This window comes from Chroococcus sp. FPU101 (assembly GCF_017312365.1).
Taxonomy (GTDB): domain Bacteria; phylum Cyanobacteriota; class Cyanobacteriia; order Cyanobacteriales; family Microcystaceae; genus Chroococcus.
In genome coordinates, this window is the sequence record NZ_BLJI01000036.1 from 26,875 (window position 1) to 43,488 (window position 16,614).

17 protein-coding genes, 1 tRNA gene and 1 pseudogene are annotated in these 16,614 nt (G+C 40.2%); 10 read left to right on the forward strand and 9 right to left on the reverse strand.

Annotated elements, in window-relative coordinates; all coding sequences use genetic code 11:
- Positions 1 to 4: 4 nt before the first annotated feature.
- Together CFPU101_RS21015 and lptC are read left to right on the forward strand one after the other, a co-directional pair.
- Positions 5 to 613 (forward strand): NYN domain-containing protein, encoded by a 609-nt coding sequence (locus tag CFPU101_RS21015; RefSeq protein WP_206817295.1) that lies wholly within the window; start codon positions 5 to 7, stop codon positions 611 to 613.
- A 68-nt stretch (positions 614 to 681) separates the two neighbouring features.
- Entirely contained in the window at positions 682 to 1,860 is a 1,179-nt protein-coding gene (gene lptC, locus CFPU101_RS21020) for an LPS export ABC transporter periplasmic protein LptC (RefSeq protein ID WP_206817296.1), read from the forward strand.
- Between the two features lie 90 nt (positions 1,861 to 1,950).
- Here the strand turns inward: lptC and CFPU101_RS21025 are convergent, their stop codons facing one another.
- Positions 1,951 to 2,133 carry a CsbD family protein gene (locus CFPU101_RS21025; protein ID WP_206817297.1) on the reverse strand — a complete coding sequence of 61 codons (183 nt, stop codon included), beginning with the start codon at positions 2,131 to 2,133 and terminating at the stop codon, positions 1,951 to 1,953.
- A gap of 244 nt (positions 2,134 to 2,377) precedes the next feature.
- On the opposite strand from CFPU101_RS21025, the gene CFPU101_RS21030 reads away from it, so the two are divergent.
- Positions 2,378 to 2,602 carry an acetyltransferase gene (locus CFPU101_RS21030; RefSeq protein WP_206817298.1) on the forward strand — a complete coding sequence of 75 codons (225 nt, stop codon included), beginning with the start codon at positions 2,378 to 2,380 and terminating at the stop codon, positions 2,600 to 2,602.
- Between the two features lie 8 nt (positions 2,603 to 2,610).
- Positions 2,611 to 2,817, forward strand: a complete 207-nt coding sequence (locus tag CFPU101_RS21035; RefSeq protein ID WP_206817299.1) for a hypothetical protein — start codon at positions 2,611 to 2,613, stop codon at positions 2,815 to 2,817.
- Here CFPU101_RS21035 and CFPU101_RS21040 read toward each other — a convergent pair.
- From CFPU101_RS21040 to CFPU101_RS25725, 6 genes and pseudogenes are all read right to left on the reverse strand, one after another.
- Positions 2,807 to 3,295 (reverse strand): PD40 domain-containing protein, encoded by a 489-nt coding sequence (locus CFPU101_RS21040; RefSeq protein ID WP_206817300.1) that lies wholly within the window; start codon positions 3,293 to 3,295, stop codon positions 2,807 to 2,809. The genes CFPU101_RS21035 and CFPU101_RS21040 overlap by 11 nt on opposite strands.
- Before the next feature lie 3 nt (positions 3,296 to 3,298).
- Positions 3,299 to 3,838, reverse strand: coding sequence for a PD40 domain-containing protein (locus CFPU101_RS21045; RefSeq protein WP_206817301.1), 540 nt, complete (start codon positions 3,836 to 3,838; stop codon positions 3,299 to 3,301).
- A gap of 9 nt (positions 3,839 to 3,847) precedes the next feature.
- A complete protein-coding gene (locus CFPU101_RS21050; RefSeq protein ID WP_206817302.1) occupies positions 3,848 to 4,705 on the reverse strand; it encodes a Ycf66 family protein in 858 nt (285 codons plus the stop codon).
- A gap of 165 nt (positions 4,706 to 4,870) precedes the next feature.
- Positions 4,871 to 4,990, reverse strand: a complete 120-nt coding sequence (gene psbX / locus CFPU101_RS21055) for a photosystem II reaction center X protein (protein WP_206817304.1) — start codon at positions 4,988 to 4,990, stop codon at positions 4,871 to 4,873.
- Between the two features lie 96 nt (positions 4,991 to 5,086).
- Positions 5,087 to 6,771 (reverse strand): annotated as a pseudogene (gene ilvD / locus CFPU101_RS21060) (dihydroxy-acid dehydratase).
- A 119-nt stretch (positions 6,772 to 6,890) separates the two neighbouring features.
- Positions 6,891 to 7,676 (reverse strand): hypothetical protein, encoded by a 786-nt coding sequence (locus tag CFPU101_RS25725; RefSeq protein WP_242578144.1) that lies wholly within the window; start codon positions 7,674 to 7,676, stop codon positions 6,891 to 6,893.
- Between the two features lie 66 nt (positions 7,677 to 7,742).
- Between CFPU101_RS25725 and CFPU101_RS21070 the strand changes: the two genes are divergently transcribed.
- The 3 genes from CFPU101_RS21070 to CFPU101_RS21080 all read left to right on the forward strand — a co-directional run bounded on the left by CFPU101_RS21070 (position 7,743) and on the right by CFPU101_RS21080 (position 12,493).
- Complete coding sequence (locus CFPU101_RS21070) at positions 7,743 to 8,147, forward strand: hypothetical protein (RefSeq protein WP_206817306.1); 405 nt, start codon at positions 7,743 to 7,745, stop codon at positions 8,145 to 8,147.
- Between the two features lie 304 nt (positions 8,148 to 8,451).
- Positions 8,452 to 9,519: a TIGR03032 family protein gene (locus CFPU101_RS21075; protein ID WP_242578145.1), complete on the forward strand. Its 1,068-nt coding sequence runs from the start codon at positions 8,452 to 8,454 to the stop codon at positions 9,517 to 9,519.
- Positions 9,520 to 9,547: 28 nt separating this feature from the next.
- Positions 9,548 to 12,493, forward strand: coding sequence for a Calx-beta domain-containing protein (locus CFPU101_RS21080; protein ID WP_206817308.1), 2,946 nt, complete (start codon positions 9,548 to 9,550; stop codon positions 12,491 to 12,493).
- 135 nt (positions 12,494 to 12,628) lie between these two features.
- Here the strand turns inward: CFPU101_RS21080 and CFPU101_RS21085 are convergent, their stop codons facing one another.
- Entirely contained in the window at positions 12,629 to 13,240 is a 612-nt protein-coding gene (locus CFPU101_RS21085; protein WP_206817310.1) for a chorismate lyase, read from the reverse strand.
- Positions 13,241 to 13,401: 161 nt separating this feature from the next.
- Between CFPU101_RS21085 and typA the strand changes: the two genes are divergently transcribed.
- Positions 13,402 to 15,195 (forward strand): translational GTPase TypA, encoded by a 1,794-nt coding sequence (gene typA, locus CFPU101_RS21090; protein ID WP_206817312.1) that lies wholly within the window; start codon positions 13,402 to 13,404, stop codon positions 15,193 to 15,195.
- A 96-nt stretch (positions 15,196 to 15,291) separates the two neighbouring features.
- On the opposite strand, the gene CFPU101_RS21095 is transcribed toward typA, so the two are convergent.
- Entirely contained in the window at positions 15,292 to 15,468 is a 177-nt protein-coding gene (locus tag CFPU101_RS21095; RefSeq protein WP_206817314.1) for a hypothetical protein, read from the reverse strand.
- 257 nt (positions 15,469 to 15,725) lie between these two features.
- Here CFPU101_RS21095 and CFPU101_RS21100 point away from each other — a divergent pair, with 257 nt between their 5' ends.
- On the forward strand, positions 15,726 to 16,043 hold the full coding sequence (locus tag CFPU101_RS21100) for a 2Fe-2S iron-sulfur cluster-binding protein (protein WP_206817316.1): 318 nt from the start codon (positions 15,726 to 15,728) through the stop codon (positions 16,041 to 16,043).
- 78 nt (positions 16,044 to 16,121) lie between these two features.
- A tRNA-Arg gene (locus CFPU101_RS21105) sits at positions 16,122 to 16,194 on the forward strand.
- The last annotated feature ends 420 nt before the right edge of the window (positions 16,195 to 16,614 follow it).

Below are 16,614 nucleotides of genomic sequence, written 5' to 3' on the forward strand. Positions count from 1 at the left end.
TAAAATGTTTGAAGATTTTGAGAGTGATACTATATTTACACCAGAACAGGTGTTAGAAAATCGCGGTAGAGTTGCTATTTTTATTGATGGCTCTAATTTATTCTATGCGGCTTTACAATTAGGCATTGAAATCGATTATACTAAACTCCTTTTTCGTCTGACCAGTGGCTCACGTCTTTTAAGAGCCTTTTTCTATACTGGAGTGGATCGAACCAACGAAAAACAACAGGGTTTTTTACTCTGGATGCGACGCAATGGTTATCGAGTGATTGCTAAAGATTTAGTACAATTGCCTGATGGCTCTAAGAAAGCCAATTTAGATGTGGAAATTGCTGTAGATTTAATGGCATTAGTCGGTTCTTATGATACAGCCGTCATTGTTAGCGGTGATGGTGACTTAGCCTATGCTGCCGATGCTGTGAGTTATCGAGGTGCTAGAGTGGAAGTAGTCAGTTTGCGCTCAATGACCAGTGATAGTTTAATTAATGTATCGGATCGCTATATTGATTTAGATCAAATTAAAGAAGATATTCAAAAAAGCCCCAAATCTCATCTAAATTATAGTCCTTTTCCAGCTTTAGGAACTGTTTTAGAGGATAATCGTCCTCGTTGAATTGAGATTCGCTTTATGACAAAAGTGATATTATTCAAAACATCCACTAACTTTTTGACATTTTTAGAATGAACGGGTTTAAAAATTTACTCCCCTTTCGACAGGCTAATCAATGGCTAGGAAAGGGGTTTATTCTATACTTAATGATTCATCTTTCGGCTTGTCAACCTCCTGATCCTGTTACTCAAAAAGATACAGAACCGCCGACAAAAGAAGAATTAGATAGTCGTTTAACCTTAAATAATGCAACTTTAGAACAGGCTAACGCTCAAGGTCAAACGCTGTGGAAAATACAAGTTAACAAAGCTAATTATAGTAAAGATAAAAAAACGGCTCAATTAGAAAAAGTTAAAGGAAATCTTTATCAAGATGGAAAAGTGGTTCTGTATATTAGTTCTGATAAGGGTTTAATACAAGAAGATGGGAAAAAGATTTTTTTAAGAGAAAATATTACTGCAACCGATCCCAGAAATGGTGTAGTAATTCGTAGTGATGAGGTAGAATGGCATCCCCAAGAAAATGTTTTTATGATTCGTAAAAATTTAAGGGGAACTCATGCCAAACTACAAGCATCAGCAAAAGAAGGAAGATACTATACTAAACAACAACGTTTAGAATTGATTGGAGATATTTTAGCGACGGTGAAAGAACCCGCATTACAGTTAAAAACAAGTTTTTTATCTTGGGATATTAAAAATCAATTTATTAGTGGAGATCAACCGCTTACTATTGTTCGTTTTAAAGACAAAACGATTACGGATCAAATATCAGCTAAATCAGTTCTAGCTAATCTTAAAGATGGTGTGGCGACTTTACAAAATGATGTACAGTACAAATCTTTTGACCCACCTGTACAGATAGCAACAAATCAAATTAGTTGGAATTATAAAGCTCGTTTACTTGCCGCTAATAGTCCAGTTAAAATTCTTCACTACAAAGATAATATTACTGTAACTGGAAATCGCGCTAATGTTGATTTGAATCAAAAAATGACGATTTTATCGGAGGGTGTTCAAAGTATTAATCAATCACAACCCTCTAAACTTTATAGTAATCAACTTGCTTGGAATATGGATACTCAAATGGTTGAAGCGAGTGGCAATGTAATTTATGAACAAGAACAACCAAAAATGAATTTTACGGGTGAAAAAGCAGTTGGAATTATTAAAAATAATAGTTTAGTCTTGAATGGTAATACTAACGATCGCGTTGTAACCGAGATTTATCCCGAAGAGAAAAAACAGTAAAGACGTACGGGGCTTATTAACTGGGCGCACAGGTCGCCTAGACAGCCCCTTGCCATGGCACGTCTCTACACAATTTATTTTAAATTAATGTTAGTGAAGGTTTTTCTTGACTTCATCTTTAACATCTTCTTTAGCGTGACGAGCTTCTCCCTCAACTTGTTTAGCCTTTCCTTCTACTTGATCTTTAGGATCACCAGTCACATTACCTAAAGCTTCTTGTGCTTTACCTTCGATATTTTTAGCTGTTGCTTTAGCTTTTTCTTCTAAACTCATGATTTTACTCCGATTGCATTAATAAATAGTTAGTTAATTAGGTTAAATATATAAGCTTTAACCTATACTTTTAATCATAAAAAAAACTCACTCAATAGACATCCTTCAGAAGTTGGATTCAGTCTAACCAATTATTTCCTTAAATTTATTCCTAAACATAAAACTTCCTCTCTCTTAGGGGTCATGGTAGCTAGACTAAAGATGGATAGAATAATGACTATACGTTATCCATTAAATTGTTTTTATGTTTTTACAAGATAAAGAATCTGGAACTTTAGTAGAAATCCTTAATGTAGAAGCTTTATTTAGCCCTTTAGAAAATACGGTTTCTGGACAAATCCAAGCAGGACAAGAAGAACAAGATCCCGAATCATTCGAGAAGAAAGATTTGATTTTTCCTTCAGGCGAAAGCTTACCTCAATGCTGGTTAGATGCGAATTATAACAAAACAACAAGTACGAGTGCATAAATATAATTATGATTGCTATTGAAAGTCCTCCAGAAATTCCGAAACCCCCGATTCCTGATCCAAGTCCATTACCGACTCCGCCAATACCTGAGCCAAATCCCGATCCGATGCCATCTCCTATACCGCCTCCTGATCCCGATCCGAATCCGATTCCACCACCGAGTACAACACCTGAAACAGATCCAGGTAGACCTTCACGGCTAATTATTCGGTGAGTCTAGATTCGGCAATATCATAAACGGCAAGATCCCATTGACCATTTTTGGCCACTTCAAAAACCACGCGAGATCCATCGGCACTAATCGAAGGATTTCGCACATCTGCTTGTAAATTTGAGGTTAAATTGCGTTTTTGCTGGGTTTCTCTATTGTAAATGTAAATATTAGTGCGCCCTTGACGACTTCCTGCAAAAACGATGTATTTACCATCTTCAGTAATCGAAGGATGAGAGGCAATTTCATCTAATGAATTAAGCCCAGGGTTATTGACAAATCGTCGAATTTGTGTATCAAACAAATAGACATCTTGGGAACCATTACGATCAGAAGTAAAAACAATAAAACGCGACGAAATTTGAGGACTCGCTTCTAAATAGGAGCTATTTAAACCCGTCAAGTTAAGAAGACGCGGATAGCCCGTACAGCTACCTAATAAACTACTAACAATTAGAGATGCAAAAATAAAGCGTTTCACAGTTTATGGATTAGGGATCGGCGTTCCATCTGGAATATCTAATTCAATATTCGGGCCACGATCAAGAACCTCTATATCCCATTGTCCTTTACGGGCGGACTGAAAGACAACATAACGCCCATCGGGACTAATTTGTGGTTGCTGTATCCAACGACGATAGCCAGAGAAAAGTAGGTCAGAACGCTTGGTAATACGGTCATAGAGGGCTATAGCGGGGCGACCATCCAAGGTGACAAGATAGACGAGATAACGTCCTGTGAGGCTCAGACTGGGACTTTCGGCGATCGCATCACCCGTATAAAAACCCAAAAGTCCCTCAAAGCGTCGTCCTTGGAGATCATAGAGCATAATTTCACTCATGCCTCGACGATTAGACACCATTGCTAACCAGCGACCATTGCCACTAATTGCGGGTTGTTCCTCATTGTAACGGCTGTTGATTTCAGCAGGCCCAGAAGATGTCGTGGTGGAGTTACAAGCACTAAGAAGGACTAATAAACTATAGCTAAAGCCCCAACCGAACCTGCGTATAGGGTGAGCCATTTTAGTCAATTAATAATCATAGCGGACTGAATTATCATCATTCGATTCATCTCGTTCGGGTGATGATTTCGGTTTAGTAGCTTGTTCCCCATTCTCCTCTTTGTCTTCATCAACGGGTTGATAGTCTACATAGTCCACATAGGGTGCGGGGGCTTCATCTTGATAAAGCGATCGGTTTTCTGAAGAACGGTTTGGGCGTTTGCGACTGCTTTGACGGGTGGGTTGTTGATCTCCTACGTCAGATGAGGGGCGACGACGGCGCGTTTCTCGGGTTGGCGGTTCTTCCCAATCTGTTGGCGACGAATCATTCCATTCATTATAAGAAGAATTTTGCGTTTGAGAACTGGGACGGGTGCGACGTTGCTTTTGGGTATCTTTGCTTGGACGTTCAGATGTCGGACGGGTTCGAGTAGAACGGGGTTCATCCGAGTCGTATTTAGAACTGCGAGTATTTCGCGGCTCATCATACCCTCTTAGACGGGGGTTGTTGTCGTAGGGTTCGTCTGTTTCATAGGGTTCGAGTTGGTCGAGTTCTGCACGATAAACGCGACTCACTGGACGTTCATCATCGACTACAGGGCTATTGCGTCGTGCTTGTTCAGTGGCTACACCCCGTAGTTTAATAGTTTCAAAAGCAAAAAAGACGGCGGCACCTGTGAGAAGGAATTGACCAAATTGTAAGATCGGATCGAGTCGCCACCCTTGAAAAAGTAAGATAAAGCCACATAATAGACCAACGGCAGCAAAAAAGATATCATGATCTCTCGATAGTTCTGGGCGTATTGTTCGCATGAAATACAAGCCCGCGCCAGCAACCGCTAAAAATATTCCTAAAATACTGGCTGAGTTCAGCCCAAAATTGACCATTATTGATTCTCCGTTTTTGATTCACCGAGCCTATCTATAATTTATATTTAATCTAACTTTTTTTTAATGTTCCCGATTTTAAGAATGAAATGCTCTCTTACTTTTATTTTATTTAACATTCCCACAAAAAAACCACCCCATTAAACAACAGGGTGGGAATGATATCTATGTGCGATTAACTTTATCTTTTTGACTGATAAAAATTAGTCCGACGGTTGCGGGAATCACAACGATTAAGGTTCCAGCCAAGAGACTCCATAAGAAATTAGCTAAAGAGGGTGTCATATCGTTTTAATCCTTTGGTACGTTTAAAGATGCTCAGTTACTCATTGTATATAGTTTTTGAGCAGTTTTAACACCGATTGACTCACTCAAATCTCTCTAGAATAAATCTCGATCGGTAACTGCTCCTAGACTGCTCGATGAAACTAATTTAGCATATTTCCCTAAAATCCCTTTGGTATAACGAGGGGTGCGGGGTTGCCAGTTAACTCGACGAAGGTTTAATTCTTCTTCTGAAATATTTAGCTGTAAAAGCCGTTGTGTGGCATCAATGGTAATGCTATCACCTTCTTCGACTAATGCGATTGTACCACCTACTGCCGCTTCGGGGGCAACGTGTCCGACGACCAGTCCATATGTACCACCCGAAAAACGACCATCAGTAATTAATCCTACCGAGTCCCCTAAACCTGCACCAATAATTGCAGAAGTGGGGGCTAACATTTCTCGCATTCCTGGCCCACCTCTGGGGCCTTCATAACGGACAATAATTACATCCCCTGGGTTAATTTTTTTGGCGAGGATAGCCGCTAGACATTCTTCTTCGGATTCAAAAACTCTGGCAGTCCCAGTAATAGAAGGTTTTTTCACCCCACTAATTTTAGCTACTGCACCTTCTATTGCTAGATTACCTTTGAGGATCGCTAAATGTCCTTCAGGATAAACTGGATGATCCCAAGTTCGGATCACATCTTGGTTCGCGGGGGGTGTATCGGGAACATCTTTAAGAACTTCTGCTACGGTTTGACCACTAATGGTTAACGCATCACCGTGTAAGAGTCCGTGAACCAACAGCATTTCATCACTTGAGGAATACCACCCGCTTGATGTAAATTTGTTGTTACATAACGTCCAGAGGGTTTGAGGTCACACAGGACGGGAACTCGATGACGAATTTCTTCAAAATCATCGATCGTCAGTTTAACACCCATTGTATGTGCGATCGCCAGTAAATGTAACACGGCATTGGTCGAACCACCGATCGCCATAATCACCGCAATTCCATTTTCAAAGGCGAGTCGGGTTAGAATTTGACTGGGTAAAATTTGTTTACGAATAGCTTCAACTAAAACAAAAGCCGATTTTTCTGTACTATCTGCTTTTTCGTCATCTTCTGCGGACATCGTTGAAGAATAGGGTAAACTCATGCCCATTGCTTCAAATGCGGACGACATGGTATTGGCTGTAAACATTCCACCACAAGATCCCGCCCCCGGACAAGCATTGCGTTCGATTGCTGTGAGATAATCATCACTAATTTTTCCCGCGCTGTACTGTCCTACTGCTTCAAACGCACTGACAACGGTTAAATCTTTCCCGTCATAATGTCCTGGCTTAATCGTACCACCATAAACAAAGATTGCAGGGATATTCATCCGCGCCATTGCAATCATCGCACCAGGCATATTTTTATCACAACCACCAATCGCCAAAACACCATCCATTGACTGACCATTACATGCGGTTTCGATCGAATCGGCAATCACTTCACGGGACACTAAAGAATATTTCATCCCCTCAGTTCCCATCGAAATCCCATCACTAATGGTAATGGTTCCGAACATCTGGGGCATTCCACCCGCTTTTTTAACTCCTGTTGTGGCACGTAAGGCAAGGTCATTGATCCCCATATTACAGGGGGTAATGGTACTATATCCATTAGCCACACCGACGATCGGTTTAGTAAAATCTTCATCTGTAAAGCCTACTGCCCTTAGCATCGCACGATTTGGGCTGCGTTGTCTTCCTTGAGTTACAACACGACTTCTATAGTTATCGGACATATCTCGTTAAGTTCCTATCTGAAGCTCAAACTTATTCTATTATGGCTTTGATTTGTGTTGAAGCAACTTGTTATTAATTCACAAACCTAAAAATCGGTAGACTTAACATGATTGAAATTTTATTCGGAAAAGTTAGAGGGTGCAGATGAGAGTGATTTAACGGGAGTTGAACGAAAACTAACATTAACGCCTTCTTCGGATTGTTCTAGAATCATTAAAGGTGTTGGTTTCGCTTTTTGATCCCAACTCATTAAAACGACATGACCATGTATAGCAGGTTGCCAGTTATCCTGTTCTTCGGCTGCCGATAAAAAGATTTCAATACATTCAATAATTTCATTAACCGTTGCTGTTGATGTTTGTGTCGGTAATTTAGTTAGTTTAATCTGAATGCGAAACAGTATCCCTTTATTCCATGTTCCTTCTTGGGTTTCAATTTCATAGGTCACATCAAAAGTTTCTTCAATCTGACGGGTGCCTGGTACGATACCGACTGCATTTTTCGCGGTACTCGGTCGTAAAGCTTCACCAATCAGTTGTATAATTTTAATTTTGATTTGATTAACAATGACATAATGGAAAACCTCTTCATCCATCCGCATCCGAAGATAATCTAAGTTAAATGATCTAGAATGCACTAAATCGGGATTCGTTTCCATTTTTTTAATCGTATGTAAAGCCAGTTTAAGTTTCTTTTTGAGGTCTTGGCTTTTGAACTGTTCAAATTGCAAATTTTTCTGAGCTTGAGTCAGTTTCAGTTTGCTATATACTAACACCGCCGTGAGGAGTGCTAATAAGGTAAAGGTACTATACATCCAGTATTGGTCTTTAAAAGAATGATTTTCAACCCCAGAGGTGGAGGAGGGGAGTTGAGAAATAAGATAGGATGGTTCCAAAGAGGACATATTAAAAGGCTACGGTTTGAAAAAGACTGCATTTTTAGTGTTCCCATTTATGAGGTGATATTCATCATGAGATCTTGCAAAACGTCTATAGTTAGGCCAAGCTTTTCCTTTATTTGGGTATTATTGATGGTTTTGAGTTGTCTACTGCCTTTGGTGATGGTTTCTCCAGCTTTTGCCATGTCTGACTCATCACATACCATGACTGAAAAGCAAAATCATCAACTACCTGACTCTGTTTTAAAAGCAGTACAACAAGATTTAGCTAAACAAACGAACTTACCTGCTGAAGAATTTAAGTTAGGCAATGCAACCCATGAATCTTGGACAGATGGTTGTCTAGGGCTGGCTAAACCTGGAGAAATGTGTAGTCAGGCTTTAATCGATGGTTGGCGAGTGGTCATCAATAGAGGGAAACAAACTTGGGTTTATCGAACGGATACAAATGGTCGAGTGGTTCGCCAAGAGGGATAAATTAAGTAAATCCGTATTCTAGGGGTAATCGGCGCGTGGTTACCTTCTCTAACACTGTTTATTAGATTAGCGGAAAAACGATCGCTTCAAATTCGTTCAATATGAAGAAATATTACGTTATTGAACAACTCAGTTTTTATTTTCATAAAAACTAAAATTTAATTCGACTATATTTTAGAGTTGATTTGTTAAAAGATCTATTTAGCTGATGGCTTACTTGAACTACAAAGTCGTCTCTTGTGATGAAAGAGAATTTTCATAGAGTTTTATCAACACCAGTGGCTAGAAAAATCTAAGGATAAAAATGCCAACCACAACAATGTTAGAAAATCCGAAAAAGCTTGAAATCAATAGCTCGCGACAGTTTACCTCTTGGTTAGCCGAACAAAATTTAAGTCTTGCTTTTACGACCTATCAAGCAGGAAAGGTCTTTTTTATTGGGTTACAACCAAATGGGCAATTATCTGTATTTGAACGAACTCTCGATCGCTGTATGGGGTTGTATGCTCAAGGTAACTCATTATATATCAGCACTCTCTATCAGCTTTGGCGGTTTGAAAATACTCTAGAACAGGAACAAGTGTATCAAGATTATGATGCTTTTTATGTCCCGCAAATCAGTTATGTTACTGGGGACTTGGATATTCATGATGTCACACTTGTCAATAATAAATTAATTTTTGTTAATACTCTGTTTAGCTGTTTAGCCACCGTTTCACCTACTCATAGTTTTATCCCTTTGTGGCAACCTCCCTTTATTTCTAAAATAGCGGCCGAAGACAGATGTCATCTCAATGGACTGGCTATTCGAGATGGAAAACCGCGTTATGTGACCGCAGTTAGTCAAAGTGATCTCGCTGAAGGGTGGAGAGAACAGAGACAACAGGGCGGTTGTGTCATTGATGTAATTAGTAACGAGATTATCGCCACTGGTTTATCGATGCCACATTCACCGAGATATTATCAAGATAAACTCTGGTTACACAATTCGGGAACTGGAGAATTTGGATATATAGATATAGATGCAGGGAAGTTTATCGCTGTTGCGTTTTGTCCAGGCTATTTACGGGGACTGGCATTTAGTGGGGATTTTGCCATTGTTGGTTTGTCGAAACCGAGGGAAAACAAAACCTTTTCAGGGTTGTTATTGAATGAAAAATTAAACTCATTCAATGCAAGCGCACGTTGTGGACTATTCGTCATTGATTTAAACAGAGGTGATATCGTTCATTCTTTGAATATTGATGGAATAGTCGAAGAACTTTACGATGTAGTTACTTTACCCAGAATTCGTCGTCCGATGGCGGTTGGTTTTAAGAGTGACGAAATTCGACGGGTAATAACTATTGGTGAAAACTCCACTATTAATTAATTTATTGTAAACATAGGAGATTATAGTAATGCCTTTTCCAGCAGTATTTAACCTTTCAAGTCTTAACGGAACGAACGGTTTTGCCATTAATGGGATTAATGCTTATGACCAGTCTGGCCGTTCTGTGAGCAATGCAGGGGATATCAACGGTGATGGTTTTGATGATCTCATCATTGGCGCACCATATGCCGACCCTAATAGCTCTTTGTCAGGACAAAGCTATGTGGTGTTTGGCAAAAGTGGTGGTTTTAGTGCCAGTTTTAATCTCTCTACTCTTAACGGAACAAATGGCTTTGCTCTCAATGGAATTTTTCCTTATGGTATTTCAGGCTTTTCTGTGAGTAGTGCAGGGGATGTTAATGGTGATGGTTTTGATGACCTCATTATCGGCACAAGAGATGAAGGGCAAAGCTATGTAGTGTTTGGTAAGAGTAGCGGTTTTAGTGCCAGTCTTAACCTCTCGACGACGCTCAACGGAACAAACGGCTTTGCTCTCAATGGGATTAATTCTGGTGACGGTTCAGGCAGGACTGTGAGCAGTGCAGGGGATATCAACGGCGATGGTTTTGATGACCTCATCATCGGCGCATTTCGTGCAGACCCCAATGGCTACAGCTACAGCTATAATACAGGACAAAGCTATGTGGTCTTTGGTAAGAGTGACGACTTTAGTCCGAGTATTAATCTCTCGACGCTCAATGGAACAAACGGCTTTGCGATTAATGGCCTTAATTCGGGTGATGCTTTAGGTTGGTCTGTCAGCAGTGCAGGAGATGTCAATGGCGATGGTTTTGATGACATTCTTATCGGCGCACCAAATGTTGACCTCAATGGTTATTATTCAGGACAAAGCTATGTAGTCTTTGGTAAAAGTGGCGGCTTTGGTGCTAGTTTTGACCTCTCAACTCTCAACGGAACAAACGGCTTTGCGATTAATGGCATTAGTGAGCGTGACTATTTAGGCTGGTCTGTCAGCAATGGGGGAGATGTCAACGGCGATGGTTTTGATGACATTCTTATCGGGGCAAGGGGTGCCGCTCCCAATGGCAATTATTCAGGACAGAGTTATGTTGTGTTTGGTAAAAGTGGCGGCTTTAATCCTAATATTAATCTTTCGACTCTTAATGGGGCAAACGGCTTTGCGATTAATGGGATTAATTTTGGTGATGCTTCAGGCTATTCTGTGAGCAGTGCAGGAGATGTCAACGGTGATGGTTTTGATGACATTCTTATCGGTGCATATAATGCTAACCCCAATAGCACATATACAGGACAGAGTTATGTCGTGTTTGGTAAAAATAGCGGCTTTAGTGCTAGTTTCGACCTTTCGACTCTTAACGGGACGAACGGCTTTGCGGTTAATGGGATTAATACTGGTGACGGTTTAGGCTGGTCTGTCAGCAGCGCAGGTGATATCAATGGTGATGGTTTTGATGATATTATTATTGGGGCAATTGGTGCCGACCCTAATGGTTCCTATTCAGGGCAGAGCTATGTAATTTTTGGACAGAGTACAACTACGCTACCTAATATTACTCTTGCGGTTTCTCCTGCTAGTGTTACTGAAGATGGCACAGGCAATCTAATTTATACTTTTACTCGTACAGGTTCTCTGACCTCCCCCTTGACCGTTAATTATGGTATTACGGGAACGGCAACCAGAGGCACTGACTACGCTAATATCGCAACCAGTGTGACTTTTGCAGCTAATTCTAGCACCGCACAAGTAATTGTTAACCCGACACCTGATACAACAGTTGAACCGAATGAAACCGTAGCTTTAACCCTTGCTAGTAATGCAGCTTACACCATTGGTACTACTTCACCTGTTATTGGAACCATTCTTAATGATGATGTTTTACCTACCGTTACTCTTGCGGTTTCTCCTGCTTCTGTTACTGAAGATGGAACAGCAAATCTAGTTTACACTTTTACCCGTACAGGTGTTCTTACTTCATCTCTAAATGTAAACTATGGCATTACGGGAACTGCAACTAACGGAACTGATTACGCTAACATCGGTACAAGTGTCACTTTTGCGGCTAACTCAAATACAGCACAAGTTATTGTTAATCCAACAGCCGATACAGTAGTAGAAAGTAATGAAACTGTAGCCCTAACCCTTGCCAGTAATGCTGCTTATACCATTGGTACAACAGGTGCAGTCACTGGAACCATTACTAACGATGATACGGCAACTCCAAATAATGTCACACTCGCTCTTAACTACAGTGGTATTAGTGAAAATAGTCCCACCAATTTTACTTATACCTTTACCCGTACTGGAAATCTCACTAATTCTCTTGTTGTTAATTTTAATGTGTCTGGTGACGCAACTTTTAGCACTGATTATTTACAGACTGGTGCTAATTTTAGCAGTCCGACAAAAACTATAACCTTTGCTAAGGGTGCTTCTACGGCTAATGTTGTGATTAATCCTGTTTCTGATTCGACAGTTGAATCGAATGAATCCGTGATTTTACAGTTGACATCAGGTACAGGTTATGGTGTTGGAACTTCATCGGCTGTTACTGCAACCATAATTAATGATGATGGTACTCGTCGTCAGATTGCTACTAATGGTAGTGATGTGATTTTGGGCAGAAACAAAAATGATGTCATTATTGGTGGAGGTGGGAATGACATTCTAACTGGAGGCGCAAATGCAGATTTATTCACCTTCTCTAGAACGAATGAAGGAATCGATCGCATTACTGATTTTACCGCAGGGGATGACCTAATTGTCGTTAAAGCTTCTGGTTTTGGTGGTGGACTCACTGCAAATGATGTTTTGAAATCAAATCAATTTATCATCGGTTCGTCTGCTACAACTACGACTCAACGTTTTATCTATAATAATGCGACGGGTGCCTTGTTATTTGACAGGGATGGCACTGGTACAGCAGCAGCGATACAGTTTGCTACCCTCAATACGGGTTTAGCTTTAACTAATGAAGATATTTTCGTTAGTTAATCGCAATATCATGATTCAAAAAATCCCTATTTAGACGCAACAATCAACAGGAGGGTTTGTCAAACGACAATATAACCTCCTGTAATATTTATGATAAGAACGCCCTAGCAGAGCATCTTAACTAATAACCAATTATTAGTTTTTCTGCATCGGGCCAAGATATTTCCGCAAATAAGGCGAAAAAACCTCATAAATTAGGGTAAGGGGTTTTCTATTATGCCAAAACAGATAGTGACGACCCCAGAACGGCCCTTTTTCTTGAAATGCTTTTTCTAATTCGGGGGAATGACCGTAATAAACACCCTGTACATCTCGATATAATTCAGTGTGTAAACGCGTTAAACTTTCCCAAATAGGTAACGATCGATTTTGAAGATATTCGTCTACATGGTCGGCATCCCACCACGAGGCCGCATAGGCTAAACGTTGACCCGAAACCGTTCTTAGCCACACTTGACGACGTAATCTCGGTTCGGAAATCGCTTGAACTTGAAGAGGTGCGCCATCGTCCTCTGAACCGACTAGAGACATATCGATCACGTCTACTTCAGTTTTTTCGCCTGTGAGTAACTGAAGATGTCGGGTGGGTGAACCATCCCCTAATAGTAACATTTGCCAAGGTGGGCTAAGTTGCTGATGCGGTAATCCTTGTTTAACGACATCTTCTCCTCCCTGCCATAAGGGGTCAAGAGAGTTCCACTGCGGGGTAATTCGAGAACTGTTTTGGGGTCTAAGAGTTGCAGTCAAGGTTCTTTACAAAACTTTATCTTTCTTTAGATTATGATAGCATTCTAAGACCCGCAAAATCGTCAAAAATAAAAAAACTGTTAAATCTGAACGAATTAAGCTAGGCTAGAAGTATTAAGAAATTTTTACTTCTTATATATAATTCTTAGTACCTAAATTCTATGTCGCTGCCGATTCGTAACGTAGCCATCATTGCCCACGTTGACCACGGGAAAACGACCTTGGTTGATGCTCTCCTCAAACAGTCTGGGATTTTCCGAGAAGGTGAAGATGTTCCAGAGTGTGTGATGGACTCCAATGATCTCGAAAGAGAACGGGGTATTACTATTTTGGCTAAAAATACCGCAGTTCGCTATAAAGATACATTAATTAATATCGTTGATACTCCTGGACACGCTGACTTTGGTGGTGAAGTAGAACGGGTTTTAGGGATGGTTGATGGATGTATTTTAATTGTCGATGCCAATGAAGGCCCGATGCCCCAAACCCGTTTTGTGCTAAAAAAAGCTTTAGAAAAGGGTTTAAGACCCATTGTTGTTATCAATAAGATTGACCGTCCCAATGCCGAACCCTATAGCGCAATTGATAAGGTTTTTGACCTATTTATTGAACTAGGTGCCGATGATGACCAATGTGATTTTACGACCTTGTTTGCTTCAGGTTTAGCGGGTTTTGCTAAAAAAGAATTAGACGACGACGGAACAGATATGCAGCCTTTGTTTGAGGCGATTTTACATCATGTTCCACCTCCAGCAGGCGATACCACTAAACCGTTACAGCTACAGGTAACAACTCTAGATTATTCTGAGTATTTAGGTCGTATTGTTATTGGTCGCATTCATAACGGTACGATTAAAGCAGGTCAACAAGCGGCTTTAGTCAGAGAAAACGGCGAAATTGTTAAGGCGAAAATTACTAAACTATTGGGTTTTGACGGACTCAAACGAGTTGAGTTACCCGAAGCCAGCGCGGGTTATATTGTTGCGGTAGCGGGTTTTGCAGATGCTAATATTGGGGAAACCTTAACCTCTCCCGATGACCCACAAGCGTTACCTTTAATTAAGGTAGACGAACCCACCTTACAGATGACTTTTTCGGTTAATGACTCTCCATTTGCAGGACAAGAGGGAACGTTTGTTACTTCTCGACAAATCCGCGATCGTTTAATGAGAGAATTAGAAACTAATGTCGCTTTACGTGTTGAAGAAGCTGACTCTGCGGAGAAGTTTTTAGTTTCAGGACGTGGTGAATTACACTTAGGGATTTTAATCGAAACCATGCGCCGTGAAGGGTATGAGTTTCAGGTTTCACAGCCACAGGTCATTTATCGTGAAGTTAATGGCCAGCCTTGTGAGCCGTATGAATATCTCATTTTAGATGTTCCTGAAGCATCGGTGGGGTCTTGTATTGAACGCCTTGGACAACGTAAAGGTGAAATGCAAGATATGCAAGTTAGTAATAATGGACGGACTCAGTTAGAGTTTACTATTCCAGCAAGAGGGTTAATTGGTTTCCGAGGCGAGTTTATTCGTCTGACTCGTGGTGAAGGCATCATGAATCATAGTTTCTTAGAATATCGCCCACTGTCGGGAGATGTCGAGACTCGTCGCAATGGTGTACTTATTTCCTTTGAGGAAGGTGTTGCTACTTTCTACGCACTCAAAAACGCAGAAGACCGAGGCGCATTCTTTATTACTCCGAGTACCAAAGTGTATAAAGGAATGATTGTCGGTGAAAATAATCGTCCTCAAGATTTAGAACTTAATGTTTGTAAAACTAAACAGCTAACAAACCACCGTTCAGCAACGGGTGATGAATTAGACCAGTTACAAACTCCTATCGAAATGACCTTAGAACGGGCATTAGAATACATTGGCTCTGATGAATTGGTGGAAGTGACTCCGAAATCAGTTCGTTTACGAAAAATGCCATCGAAGAAATTAGCTAAGCGTTAATTTCTTAATTAAGGGTTTGATCGCCAAACCCTTTTTACAAAAACAAAATTCACCTATCTTTTACAAAAAAGGTGAATTGAAATTAGATAACGAATTTTAGACTAAATCAAACTGACGACAAATAACACCACACACAGCCGCAAAAGCTGTAATTCCTAGAGCTATCATTGGATGCTGTCCCTGTCCCACAGCAAAAGAAGTAACGATTCCTGCACCTAAACCGGCCGTTAAAGCTGCACCCACTAAATCTTTCTCAGAATTGTTGTTATACATAGATGCTAAAAGACTACCCGAATTTGACGTTTCACAAACATATCACCCCCCGTCTTCATAAAGATAGAGAAAACTAAGATATTGCAATGAAGCTTTAAATATGGCTACTTTTCTTTACAATGACACGGTTGAATAATTCGATTTTATTGGGATTTGCTCTGTTTTTTTAATAATTTGTTACATCAAGCTAGAACAGCAGACAAGAGCAAGGTAAATTAAATCAAGTGAGTGCAAACTGTAACGAGCTTTTAATAATTATGTCCAATAGCTATCAAGTTGAGATTAACCATCAAGGCAATTGTTATACGATTCAAGTTCCAGAAAATAAAACGATTCTTCAAGCGGCTTATGATGTGGGAGTAGATTTACCTAGTTCTTGCAATGCTGGAGTCTGTACAACCTGCGCGGCACAACTTTTAGCAGGAACCGTTGAACAAAGTGATGGGATGGGACTTTCACCCGAATTACAACAAGAGGGTTACGCGCTGCTGTGTGTGGCTTATCCTCTCTCGGATATTAAACTAGAATCTGGCAAAGAAGACATGGTTTATCAAAGACAATTTGGCAAACCTTAAATATTAGTAAGACGCGGCTTTAGAGATCGCGTCTCAACTCCGTGTCTGCTATGATATGATAGAATTCCATGTGTAAAAGGGTGCGTAACTCAGTGGATAGAGTAGCTGCCTTCTAAGCAGCGAGTCGCAGGTTCAAATCCTGCCGTACCCGTCTTAATTGAGTATTAACGTTTGTTCTATAAAGGTTTTAGCTCCTTTAAAGAAAAGAATTCTAGTATCATTCTAGTAATTCATCTAAGTAATACGATAGATTACGTCTATGTATTACTGGTTCAAGGTGCTTCAACCCAAATATGACTTTTAAAAGTTATATCGTTTAATGTAAGGAGAATTGGTCTTGATTGTCCGATTGTAAAAGATGATCGAGAGCGTACTTTAGATAAAACTATGCGCCAGCGACTCCTTAAAGAACTCTTTGAAACTTGACTAATCAAGCAAATTGGTCAATCTTTAATCTGAAATGAGGTTGCTTGCTTTTGCCAAAAATTATGTTTAAAAGCCGAAACAATCTATCGTCATGGTATTTAATTAATACAATTTCAAATGACTTAAACTTTTGAGCTTTTAAATC

What these genes read in the sequence shown, in the direction of transcription:
- CFPU101_RS21045 (WP_206817301.1), bottom strand. Translation starts at nt 3,838, where the DNA reads ATGGCTCACCCTATACGCAGGTTCGGTTGGGGCTTTAGCTATAGTTTA.
- CFPU101_RS25725 (WP_242578144.1), bottom strand. Translation starts at nt 7,676, where the DNA reads ATGTCCTCTTTGGAACCATCCTATCTTATTTCTCAACTCCCCTCCTCC.
- CFPU101_RS21035 (WP_206817299.1), top strand. Translation starts at nt 2,611, where the DNA reads ATGATTGCTATTGAAAGTCCTCCAGAAATTCCGAAACCCCCGATTCCT.
- CFPU101_RS21100 (WP_206817316.1), top strand. Translation starts at nt 15,726, where the DNA reads ATGTCCAATAGCTATCAAGTTGAGATTAACCATCAAGGCAATTGTTAT.
- psbX (WP_206817304.1), bottom strand. Translation starts at nt 4,990, where the DNA reads ATGACACCCTCTTTAGCTAATTTCTTATGGAGTCTCTTGGCTGGAACC.
- CFPU101_RS21080 (WP_206817308.1), top strand. Translation starts at nt 9,548, where the DNA reads ATGCCTTTTCCAGCAGTATTTAACCTTTCAAGTCTTAACGGAACGAAC.
- CFPU101_RS21050 (WP_206817302.1), bottom strand. Translation starts at nt 4,705, where the DNA reads ATGGTCAATTTTGGGCTGAACTCAGCCAGTATTTTAGGAATATTTTTA.
- CFPU101_RS21030 (WP_206817298.1), top strand. Translation starts at nt 2,378, where the DNA reads ATGTTTTTACAAGATAAAGAATCTGGAACTTTAGTAGAAATCCTTAAT.
- CFPU101_RS21025 (WP_206817297.1), bottom strand. Translation starts at nt 2,133, where the DNA reads ATGAGTTTAGAAGAAAAAGCTAAAGCAACAGCTAAAAATATCGAAGGT.
- CFPU101_RS21095 (WP_206817314.1), bottom strand. Translation starts at nt 15,468, where the DNA reads ATGTATAACAACAATTCTGAGAAAGATTTAGTGGGTGCAGCTTTAACG.
- CFPU101_RS21015 (WP_206817295.1), top strand. Translation starts at nt 5, where the DNA reads ATGTTTGAAGATTTTGAGAGTGATACTATATTTACACCAGAACAGGTG.
- typA (WP_206817312.1), top strand. Translation starts at nt 13,402, where the DNA reads ATGTCGCTGCCGATTCGTAACGTAGCCATCATTGCCCACGTTGACCAC.
- CFPU101_RS21070 (WP_206817306.1), top strand. Translation starts at nt 7,743, where the DNA reads ATGAGATCTTGCAAAACGTCTATAGTTAGGCCAAGCTTTTCCTTTATT.
- CFPU101_RS21075 (WP_242578145.1), top strand. Translation starts at nt 8,452, where the DNA reads ATGCCAACCACAACAATGTTAGAAAATCCGAAAAAGCTTGAAATCAAT.
- lptC (WP_206817296.1), top strand. Translation starts at nt 682, where the DNA reads ATGAACGGGTTTAAAAATTTACTCCCCTTTCGACAGGCTAATCAATGG.